This is a genomic window from Janthinobacterium sp. AD80 (assembly GCF_002878455.1).
In the GTDB taxonomy this organism is placed as follows: domain Bacteria; phylum Pseudomonadota; class Gammaproteobacteria; order Burkholderiales; family Burkholderiaceae_D; genus Janthinobacterium.
Genome location: NZ_NRDQ01000294.1, coordinates 1 through 10323 on the forward strand (window position 1 = coordinate 1; position 10323 = coordinate 10323).

Annotated in this window: 9 protein-coding genes; 7 read left to right on the forward strand and 2 right to left on the reverse strand. The window is 67.7% G+C overall.

Going from position 1 to position 10323, the window contains the following annotated elements:
* The 7 genes from JaAD80_RS28810 to JaAD80_RS28840 all read left to right on the forward strand — a co-directional run.
* A partial coding sequence (locus JaAD80_RS28810) for a FecR domain-containing protein (RefSeq protein WP_180979651.1) occupies positions 1 to 679 on the forward strand: 679 nt, incomplete at its 5' end.
* 86 nt (positions 680 to 765) lie between these two features.
* Complete coding sequence (locus JaAD80_RS28815) at positions 766 to 3171, forward strand: TonB-dependent siderophore receptor (protein WP_146012604.1); 2406 nt, start codon at positions 766 to 768, stop codon at positions 3169 to 3171.
* A gap of 28 nt (positions 3172 to 3199) precedes the next feature.
* Complete coding sequence (locus tag JaAD80_RS28820) at positions 3200 to 4135, forward strand: LysR family transcriptional regulator (RefSeq protein ID WP_102299607.1); 936 nt, start codon at positions 3200 to 3202, stop codon at positions 4133 to 4135.
* A 185-nt stretch (positions 4136 to 4320) separates the two neighbouring features.
* Entirely contained in the window at positions 4321 to 5847 is a 1527-nt protein-coding gene (locus tag JaAD80_RS28825) for an MFS transporter (protein ID WP_258003250.1), read from the forward strand.
* A gap of 26 nt (positions 5848 to 5873) precedes the next feature.
* Positions 5874 to 6944, forward strand: a complete 1071-nt coding sequence (locus JaAD80_RS28830; RefSeq protein ID WP_102299608.1) for an HlyD family secretion protein — start codon at positions 5874 to 5876, stop codon at positions 6942 to 6944.
* Positions 6941 to 8446, forward strand: coding sequence for an efflux transporter outer membrane subunit (locus JaAD80_RS28835; RefSeq protein ID WP_102299610.1), 1506 nt, complete (start codon positions 6941 to 6943; stop codon positions 8444 to 8446). Before JaAD80_RS28830 ends, JaAD80_RS28835 begins: the two co-directional genes overlap by 4 nt.
* Positions 8376 to 8810 carry a hypothetical protein gene (locus tag JaAD80_RS28840; protein WP_180979652.1) on the forward strand — a complete coding sequence of 145 codons (435 nt, stop codon included), beginning with the start codon at positions 8376 to 8378 and terminating at the stop codon, positions 8808 to 8810. The genes JaAD80_RS28835 and JaAD80_RS28840 overlap by 71 nt, the downstream gene beginning before the upstream one ends.
* A gap of 4 nt (positions 8811 to 8814) precedes the next feature.
* On the opposite strand, the gene JaAD80_RS28845 is transcribed toward JaAD80_RS28840, so the two are convergent.
* Entirely contained in the window at positions 8815 to 9603 is a 789-nt protein-coding gene (locus JaAD80_RS28845; RefSeq protein ID WP_102299612.1) for an ATP-binding cassette domain-containing protein, read from the reverse strand.
* Positions 9604 to 9614: 11 nt separating this feature from the next.
* On the reverse strand, positions 9615 to 10323 hold a 709-nt coding region (locus JaAD80_RS28850; protein ID WP_102299614.1), incomplete at its 5' end, for an iron ABC transporter permease.

Genomic DNA, 10323 nt, shown 5'->3' on the forward strand with positions numbered 1-10323 from the left:
CTTGCTGGCGGACTACCGAACGGCCACCGGTGAACGCCGCAGCGTGCTGCTGCCCGACGCGAGCGTGCTGCATCTCAATACCCGCAGCGCCGTCGACCTCGCATTCGACAGCCGCCAGCGCGGGGTGATGCTGCGCAGCGGCGAGATCGCCATCGATACCAGCCACAGTGGCAACGAGGGCGGGCGTCCCTTCATCGTGCATACGCCAGACGGCAGCCTGCGCGCGCTGGGCACCAGCTTCATCGTGCGCCGCCTGGACGAGGGCGGCACGCGCCTGACGGTGACGCGCTTTGCGGTCGCCACCCGGCCGGCCAGCTGTTCCCCGCAGCCGCAGATAGCGTGTGCCCAGGAGCGCATCGTGCGCCAGGGTGAAACCGTGCGTCTGCACGACGGCGTGGTCGGCCTGCCCGCCCCTGCCGACGGCAATGCCGACGCCTGGAAGGACGGCATGCTGGTGGTGGAGAACCAGCCGCTGGGCGCCGTGGTGGAAGAAATCGCCCGCTATCACCACGGCTACCTGCAGGTGACGCCCGAAGCGGCGCGGCTGCGCGTGAGTGGCACCCTGCCGCTGGGCGACAGTCACGCTGCCCTGCTGGCACTGAGCGCGGCAGTGCCGGTCGAAGTGTCGACCACGGCCCGCTGGTGGAGCACGGTGCGCCTGCGGCGTGAACACAAATAAAAGTCACCTTGCCCCTCTCACTTTTGCGATCTGGCACGGCAAGGAAAGGAAGCAGCATCCTTTCCCCTTTTTTCTGGAGTCGCGCCGTGCCTTTGCCCTTCCCATTTCATCCCTTGTTTACCGCCGTCCTCCTTGCCAGCAGCGCTGCCGCGCTGGCGCCCCTGCCGGCCCTGGCCCAACACCGCGAGGCCGGCGCCATGCAGGACTACGATATCCCCGCCGGCACGCTGGCCGCCAGCCTGAATAAAATCGCGCGCCAGGCCGGCGTGGCGCTGACCATGGATGCCGCCCTGGCGGCCAACCGTAGCGCCGCACCCGTGCATGGCCGCTACGACGCGGCACAGGCAATGCGCCTGGCATTGTCCGGCAGTGGCCTGGAACTGCTGCGTACCGGGGCGGGCGGCTATACTCTCCGTGCCGCCCTGGCCACGCCAGCGGCTGCGCGCGACACCGTCATGCCGGAAGTAAGCGTCAGCGGCACGCAAGAAAACGCCCTGCCCGGCACCTATGCGGGTGGCCAGGTGGCACGCGGCAGCCAGCTGGGCCTGCTGGGCGCGCGCGACGTGATGGACACGCCGTTTGCCACCACCAGCTACACGGAAGAACTGCTGCGCAACCAGCAGGCGCGCAGCCTGGGCGACGTGCTGGCCAACGACCCGTCGATCGCCAGCGGCTGGCCGCGCGACAGCTATATCGACCAGCCACACGTGCGCGGCTTCAATGTGCTGGCCGAGGACATCAGCTACGGCGGCCTGTTCGGCGTGGCGCCTGCGACCAAGATCCCCATGGAAACGCTCGAAAGGGTGGAGGTGCTGAAAGGTACCTCGGCCTTCCTGGCCGGCATCGCCCCGGGCGGCAGCATCGGCGCCATCATCAACCTGGTGCCCAAGCGCGCGGGCGATGAACCGCTCACGCGCCTGACTGGCAGCTACGACTCGCGCGCGCAGTTCGGCGCCCACCTGGACGTGGGCCGCCGCTTCGGCGACAACAGACAGTTCGGCGTGCGCGCCAACGCCGTGTACCGCGACGGTGAAACGGCGCTGAAGGGCAGCGACAAGACCATGGGCACGGCCAGCCTGGGACTCGACTACCGGGGCGGTGCGCTGCGCGCTTCGCTCGATCTCGGCTACGACCACCTCGACATGCGCCGCGGTGGCTGGTGGTACTTCCTCGATTCGAACGGCTTCGACATCCCCAAGCCGCCCACGCGCAACACTACGCAACGATGGAACTACGCCAAATCGACCACCGAATTCGGCATGGCCAGGATCGAATACGATCTCGCGTCCGGGCTGACCGCCTATGCCGCGCTGGGTGCGCAGCATGCGCAGCAGGACAAGCTGTCACCCGAACCCATCATCAGCAACAGCGCTGGCGACTTTACCGAATATTTTTCATCGCGCCCTTCGCTGACCAAGTCGCGTTCCGGTGAAGCGGGCTTGCGCGGCATCGTCAAGACCGGCGCGCTGACGCATGAACTGCATGCGGGCGCCAGCGGCACCTGGCAGAAAATCTATAGCGCGCGCGAATACAACGGTGAAATCCAATCCAATCTGTATGCGCCCGTGTTCGTCGATGCACCGGTGTTCACCAGCCGCCTGGGCGCGCTGCCACTGACGTCGCAGAGCAATCTGACCAGCTTTGCCATCGCCGACACCATCACCATGCTGGACGGACGCCTTCAGCTGATGGGCGGTGCACGCCATCAGCGCGTTGACGTGGCCAGTTACCGCAACGGCGTGAAAACGGCCTACGACAAGAGCGCGCTGACGCCAGGCGTGGGCATCGTCTTCAAGCCCGCCGCCAACCTGTCGCTGTACGCGAACAGCATGCAGGCGCTGAACAAGGGGCCGGTGGCGCCCGACATGGCCAGGAACGCTGGCGAAATTTTTTCTCCCTATAAAAGCCGCCAATATGAGGCAGGCGTCAAGATTGACACCGGCAACTACCTGACCACCGTCAGCATTTTCCAGGTCAAACAGCCGAATGGCCAACTCGACACCGCCAGCATGGTGTACGGCCTGTTTGGCGAACAACGCAACCGGGGCCTGGAAGCGTCCATCGTCGGCGAACCCGTCAAGGGCTGGCGCGTGATGGCCGGCGCCATGCTCCTCGACGCCGTGCTGACGGCCACCCCGCAAGGCAAATATGACGGCGACAAGGCGCCCGGCATTTCCAGACTGAATGTCAATCTCGGCGCGGAATGGGATACGCCGTTCGCGCCCGGCATGACGGCGACGGGCCGAATCACACATGCCGGCTCGCAGTACGCCGGCTCGGGCAACCTGCAGCAAATCCCCGCCTGGACCATTCTGGACCTGGGCGCACGCTACACACTGCGGCTGCAGGACGTGCGTCCCGTGGTGCTGCGGGCCAATCTGGACAATGTGTTCGACCGCCGCTACTGGGCTTCGGCAGCGGGCGTGAGCGGCGGCTGGCTGAACGTGGGCAGCCCGCGCAGCGCGCGTTTCTCGGCGCAGGTGGATTTCTGAAGGGGCGATCCGGCGCTATAATCGGCGCATGAAACTCCCGGACCTGAACCTGCTCGTCGCCCTCGACATCCTGCTCGAGGAAGGCAGCGCCGTGGCCGCCGCGCGGCGCATGAACCTGAGCGCGCCGGCCATGAGCCGCACCCTGGCGCGCATCCGCGATGCCATCGGCGACCCTGTCTTCGTGCGCTCGGGGCGCGGCCTGGCCCCGACGCCGCGCGCGCTGGAATTGCGCGAGCAGGTGCGCGGCGTGGTGGAACAGGCGCACGCCATCTTCACATCGGGCCGCGAAGTGGACTTGCGCACCCTGCAACGCACTTTCAGCCTGTGCGCCAATGACGTGTTTGTCGGTGCCTACGGCGGCAAGCTGCGCGACCTGCTGGCCGTGCACGCGCCGCACACGGTGCTGCGCTTCGTGCCGGAAGGCGACGGCGCCACTGAAAACGACGCCCTGCACGCTGGCCGCATCGATCTGTACATCAGCGCGCGGCGCGCTTTTGCGCCCGACATCAAGCTGCAGCAGCTATTTAGCAGCGGCTTTGTCGGCATCGCCCGCAGCGACCACCCTATTTTCGACCACCCCATCAACCTCGACAGCTTTACCGAATATGAACATATCAGCGTCTCGCGCCGCGGTCTGGCGCGCGGCCCGTTCGACACCATCCTGGCCGAGCGGGGCTACACGCGCCGCGTCTCGCTGATCAGCCCCAACTTCCAGTCCGCCATCTTCGCCGTCGCCGATTCGCGCCTGCTGCTGCCGCTGATGCCCACGCCGCTGCTGCCCATCGTCGAGCGGCTGGGGCTCAAACTGCGTACCTTCGAGCTGCCCATTCCCGTCGACAGCGTGGAAGTCTTCCAGGCCTGGCACCCGCGCCTCGACCACGACCATGCGCACCGCTGGCTGCGCCGCATGATCAAGGAGCTGTGCACGGGGTCAGACCCTTGCGGGTCTGACCCCGGCATTTGATTGGGGTAGATCTGAATTCACGCGCCAGACGCCAAAGCCAACGAAAAAGACCGGGGTCAGCCCCATAGGGTCCGACCCCAACAACCGTTGCGTCAGACGCAATTCATACTTCCTTAATTATCAATTTTCACAAGATTAAGGGCTGCCTATACTGCGTGGACTGATCCTCATCCACGGAGTTCCCTGTGTCCGCTGTACCGCTACCCGGCGCCGTCCCTGCGGCCGCGCCGCTTCCCTCCCCCACCATCTTCGGCCTGCGCCTGGCCACCGGCCTGACCGGCGTGCTGCTGGCCGTGATGCTGGCCGGCCTGAATGAAAACATCACCAAGATCGCGCTGGCCGACATCCGCGGCGCCATGGGCATTTCGCGCGACGACGCCAGCTGGCTGGTCGCCCTGTATGCGGCCGCCTCGGTGTCGGCCATGGCGTTTGCGCCATGGTGTTCCGTCACCTTCTCGCTGCGGCGCCTGACGGCCGCCGCCATCATCGTCTGCATGGCGGCAGGCCTGCTGTGCCCTTTCGCGCCAAATCTGCCCATGCTGATCATCCTGCGCGTGGTGCAGGGTGCGGCCGGCGGCGCCCTGCCACCCATGCTGATGACGGTGGCGCTGCGCTTCCTGCCACCCAACATCAAGCTGTATGGCCTGGGCGGCTATGCGCTGAGCGCCACTTTCGGCCCCAGCCTGGGCACGCCGCTGGCCGCCTTCTGGACCGAGTCCCTGGGCTGGCAGTGGGCCTTCTGGCAAGTCATCCCGGGCAGCATCGTCGCACTGCTGATGGTCTCCTGGGGCTTGCCGCAAGACCCGCTGCGCCTGGAGCGCTTGCGCCAGTTCGACTGGCGCGGCCTGTTGCTTGGCCTGCCCGCCATCAGCATGCTGGTGGTTGGCATGCTGCAGGGCGAGCGCCTGAACTGGTTCCATTCGCCGCTGATCTGCGTGCTGCTGGGCGGCGGCGCCGTGCTGCTGGTGCTGTTCCTCGTCAACGAGTGGTCGCACCCGCTGCCCTTCTTCAAGCTGCAGCTGCTGTCGCGGCGCAACCTGAGCCACGCCCTGCTGACCCTGGGCGGCGTGCTGTTCGTGCTGCTGGCGGTAATCTTGATTCCTTCATCCTACCTGGCGCAGGTGCATGGCTACCGTCCGCTGCAAACGGCACCCGTGATGCTGATGGTGGCACTGCCGCAATTGATCGCGCTGCCGCTGGTGGCCGCCCTGTGCAATATCCGCGCCGTCGACTGCCGCTGGGTGCTGGCCATCGGCCTGGGCATGCTGGCCGTGTCCTGCGTGCTGGGCGCGCGCATGTCGCCGGACTGGATCCGCACGCATTTCTACCTGCTGCAAGCCGTGCAGATCTTCGCCCAGCCCATGGCCGTGATTCCCTTGTTGCTGCTGGCCACCACGGGCCTGGCGCCGCAGGACGGTCCGTTTGCCTCGGCCTGGTTCAACACCATCAAGGGCATGTCGGCCGTCGTCGCCACCGGCGTGCTCGATGCGCTGATCACGCGCCGCAACCACTTTCATTCGACGGTGCTCAGCGAGCGCCTGGGCAACCTGCCGGCCGCCGTGGACGTGCCAGGTTTGGCGCAGCGCATGCATGCGCAAGTCGTCACCCTGACCTCGTCCGACCTGTATCTCACCGTGGCCGCCATCGCGCTGGCCATGATTGTGATCATTCCCATCCTGCCGACGCGCGTCTTTCCGCCGCGCGCCGCCTGACTTTTATTTAACGAAAGAGCTACACCATGCAAACACCCATACTGCGCTCACGCGCCTTTCTTCTCGGCCTGGCCCTGCTGGCCTGCGCCCTCGCCTTTTGCGCCTGGCAGCTGACGTTTTCCCGCAGCGACGAACAAAGCACCGACGACGCCTTCGTCAGCGCCGACTACACCGTGCTCTCGCCCAAGGTGGGCGGCATCGTGCGCGAAGTGCTGGTGGAAGACAACCAGGCTGTCGAGGCGGGCCAGCTGCTGGCGCGCATCGATGACCGCGACTACCAGGCCGCCGCCGCCTCGGCCCGCGCTGAAGTGGCCGGCGCCGAGGCGCAACTGGCCAATGCCCGCGCCACGGTGCAGCGCCAGCAATCGGTGATCGACCAGGCCACCACCCTGGTCGACGCCAACCAGGCGGAAGATAAACTGGCGCAACAGGAGCTGGCCCGTTCAACGCACCTGGCCGGCCAGGGCGCGGGCAGCGTGCAGAACGCCCAGCAGGCGCAATCGCGCTTTGACGTGAGCCGAGCGCGCCTGGCGCAAAACCGCGCCGCCCTCGTGGCCACGCGCAAGCAGACGGACATTTTGCAGGCGCAGCAAGGCGCGGCCGAAGCGGCCCTGCTGCGCGCGCAGGCCAGCCTGCAACGCGCCGAACTGGATCTGTCGCACACGCAGCTGCGCGCGCCCATCGACGGCATCGTCGGACGCCGCGCCGTGCGCGTCGGCGCCCTGGTGGCGCCCGGCGCCAGCCTGATGGCCGTGGTGCCCTTGAACCGCAGCTTCGTCGTCGCCAACCTGCAGGAAACCCAGCTGACGCACGTGCGCCAGGGCCAGCGCGCCAGCATCGCCGTCGATGCCTATCCGGGCGTGCTCCTGCGTGGCAAGGTGCACAGCATCGCGCCCGCCACGGGCGTGACGTTTGCCGCCATCGCGCCGGAAAACGCCACCGGCAATTTCACCAAGGTGGTGCAGCGCATCCCCGTCCGGATCGCGCTCGATCCCGGCCAGGATAACGACGTCGGCCTGCGCGTGGGCATGTCGGCCGAAGTGCGCATCGATACAGCTGCGCGCCGTCCAGCGTTGACACAGGTGAGCGCGCGATGAAAGCACTGATACTCGCCACGGCCCTGGGCCTGGCCGGCTGCGCCAGCGTCGGCAGCGATTTCCAGCGCCCGCACAACGCACTGGGACAAGAGTGGCGCCAGGCGCAAGACGCCCGCTTCACCGCAAGCGAGGATGCCGCCATCGAACAGCGCTGGTGGGACAGCTTCGGCGATGCCACTTTATCGTCTCTGGTGCGGCGTGCCGCCAGCGCCAACCTGGACCTGCTGGCGGCCGCCAGCCGCCTCGAACAAAGCCGTGCCGCGCGCGGCGTGGCTGGCGCCGCGCAAGGCCCGTCGCTGGGCGCGAATGGCAGCTATGGCCGCGCGCGCAACAGCGAACAGGGCTTGAGCGACCCGTCGCGCAACAACGGCGAGTCCGCCTACAACCTGTGGCAAAGCAACCTTGACGCGGCCTGGGAACTGGACTTGTGGGGGCGCGTGCGGCGCGAAGTGGAAGCGGCCGATGCGCGGGTCGACGTGGCGCTGGAAACGCAGCGCGGCGTGCTGCTGGCCGTGCTGGCCGAGACGGCGCGCGACTACATCGAATTGCGCGGCGCGCAGCAAACCCTGGCTATCACGCAGCAACTGCTCGACATCGCCCGCCACACCTTGTCGCTGACGCGCATCCGCCTGCAGGAAGGCGCGACGACGCAGCTCGACGTGGCCGAAGCGGCCGCCCACGTGGCCACCATCGAAGCGCGCCTGCCGCCGCTGCAGCAGCGCGTGGCGCGCCTGGGCAATGCCCTCGCCCTCTTGCTGGCGCTGCCGCCGCAAGGCTTGCGGGCGGAACTGGCGGCCAGCCAGGAGATTCCGGCCGTCGCCATGCAGGTGCAGCTGGGCGTGCCCAGCGGCCTGGCCGAACGGCGTCCCGACATCCGCCGCGCCGAAGCGCAACTGCACGCAGCCACGGCGAATGTCGGCGTGGCGCATGGCGACTTTTATCCGCGCATTACCCTGTCGGGCAGCGTCGGCCTGCAAGCCATGCAGCTGTCCGATATCGGCTGGGACGCCAAACGCTTCGCCTTCGGCCCCGGCTTCAGCGTGCCCCTGTTCGATGGCGGGCGCTTGCGCGGCAACCTCCAATTGCGCGAGGCGCAGCAGCAGGAAGCGGCCATCGCCTACCGCCAGACCGTGCTGGCCGCCTGGCACGAGGTGGAAGACGCGCTCTCGGGCTACCAGGCGAACCAGCGCCGCCAGGCCAGCCTCGATGAAGCCGTCAGGCAGGGACGGCGCGCGCTGGGCAGCGCGGAACTGCAGTACCGCCAGGGCGGCGCGGACCTGATCAACGTGCTGCACGTGCAAAACACTTTATTGAACAACGAGGCGGCGCTGGTCGACAGCCGCGCCACCGCGTCGCTGTCGCTGGTCCAGGTCTACAAGGCGCTGGGCGGCGGCTGGCAATCCCCTCATCCACCCTGGAAGGCACGACACCATGAAACCGAATCCCGCACACTTTTCCATCCACGACGTCAGCGACTTTCCCATCGTGCGCTTTCGCCCTGAAACGGCCGTCGAAGGCTATGCGCCCCTGTGGGAGAACGACATGGACGCCCTGCTGCGCCATGGCGCACCGTTCGTCATGCTGTTCGAAGAGAAACGCAGCGACGAGGCGCACGCCGACCGCAAGCGGCGCGGCCTGTGGCTCAAGCATCACAAGGTGGCGCTGGCCGCCATTTGCCGGGGTCTCGTCTCGATCGAACCGGACGGGGAAAAACGCGCGCAGCTGCAAGCCATGGCGGCCGGCGCCATGAAGGCCTTCGGCATCCTGCAGGAGGTGGCGGCCACGCGCGAACAGGCCGATGCGCTGATGGTGTGGCTGCTGGGCGGCGGCCAGATGGCGCGGCCGCGTGCGGCGGACGTCTGGTAATAATTCAGGCGGCCCGGCGCACGGCGCTTCTGGCAGGGATGACGCAGACATGGCCATCGCTGCTGGTGGCCGTCGTCAGGGCGATGCCATACAGCGCGGCCAGCGCCGGCACGGCGTCGGCGTTGGCGGGAATGTCGGCCGTCAGCTGGCCCGAGCGCACCAGCAGCAGCCGGTCGAAGCCCAGCAAGGCGTGATTGATGTCGTGCAGGATGGCGATGACGGCATGGCCGCGCGCGGCGCAAAACTGTTCCAGGCTGTCGAGCAGATCGAACTGCAGTCCCGGGTCGAGCGCGGCCAGCGGTTCGTCGACGAGTATCAAGCCCCCTTCCACATCCCACATCTGCGCGAAGATGCGCGCCAGCTGCACCCGCGCCTGTTCGCCGCCGGACATGCTGTCCAGGCGCCGGCCCAGCAAATGCGTGGCATGCGCCAGGGCCGCCGCCTCCTGCACGATGCGCTCCAGCTGCGGGTCGACCAGGCGCGCCACCCTTCCCAGGCCGATTACCAGGTCCGACAGCAGGCCGAATGCCACGTTCGAGCCTTGCGGCAGCAAGGCGCGGCGCAAGGCCAGCTCCGCCAGCGGCCACTGCGCCAGCGGCCGTCCGGCGAACAGCACCTTGCCCGCCTGCGGGCGCAATTCGCGCGCCATCAGTTTCAGCAGGGTCGACTTGCCCGCGCCGCTGGGGCCGAGGATGGCGATGCGCTCGCCCGCCGCCACCTGCAGATTAAAAGGGCCGAAATACTGCTGGCCCAGGCGGGTGGTGGCAAAACTCAGTTCAAGTAAAGGCGTCATGGTCGTCGCTGCTAGGCGGTGCTGTGGCGGAAGCGCCGCAGCAGCATCAGGAAAAATGGCCCGCCCAGCAGAGCCGTGAAGATGCCGACGGGGACTTCCGCCGGGATGGCGACCGTGCGCGCCAGGGTGTCGGCCAACAGCAGCAGCAAGCCGCCGGCCAGCATCCCCAGGGGCAGCACGCGGCGCTGGTCGGCGCCCAGCCAGGTGCGCACCAGGTGCGGCGCGATCAGGCCGATGAAGCCGATGCCGCCGCACCAGGCCACGGCGAAGCCCGTCAATGCGGCCACGAGCACGATAACTTGCGTGCGCAAGCGGCCCACGTCGACGCCCACGTGCAAGGCTTGCGCTTCGCCCAGGGCCAGCGCATTGAGTGATCGCATGAGGAAGCGCGTGGCCCACAGGGCGCCCGCCAGCACCAGCAGCAGGGCCGCCACCTGGCGCCAGCTGCCGGCCGACAAGGAACCCAAAGTCCAGAAAGTCAGGGTGCGCAACTGGTCGTCGCTGGCCATGTAGATGCACAGGCCCATGACGGCGACCGTGATGGCGTTCAGCGCCACGCCCGTCAGCAGCAGGCCGACGATGGAACCGGGGGTGGCCCAGCGGGCGACCCGGTCGAGCAGCACGCAAATGAGCATGGCGCCGGCAAAGGCGGCGGCGGGCAAGAGCCACACGCGCAGCCCGGGCGCCACCTGCAGGCTGGCCGCGAAAACGATGGTGGCG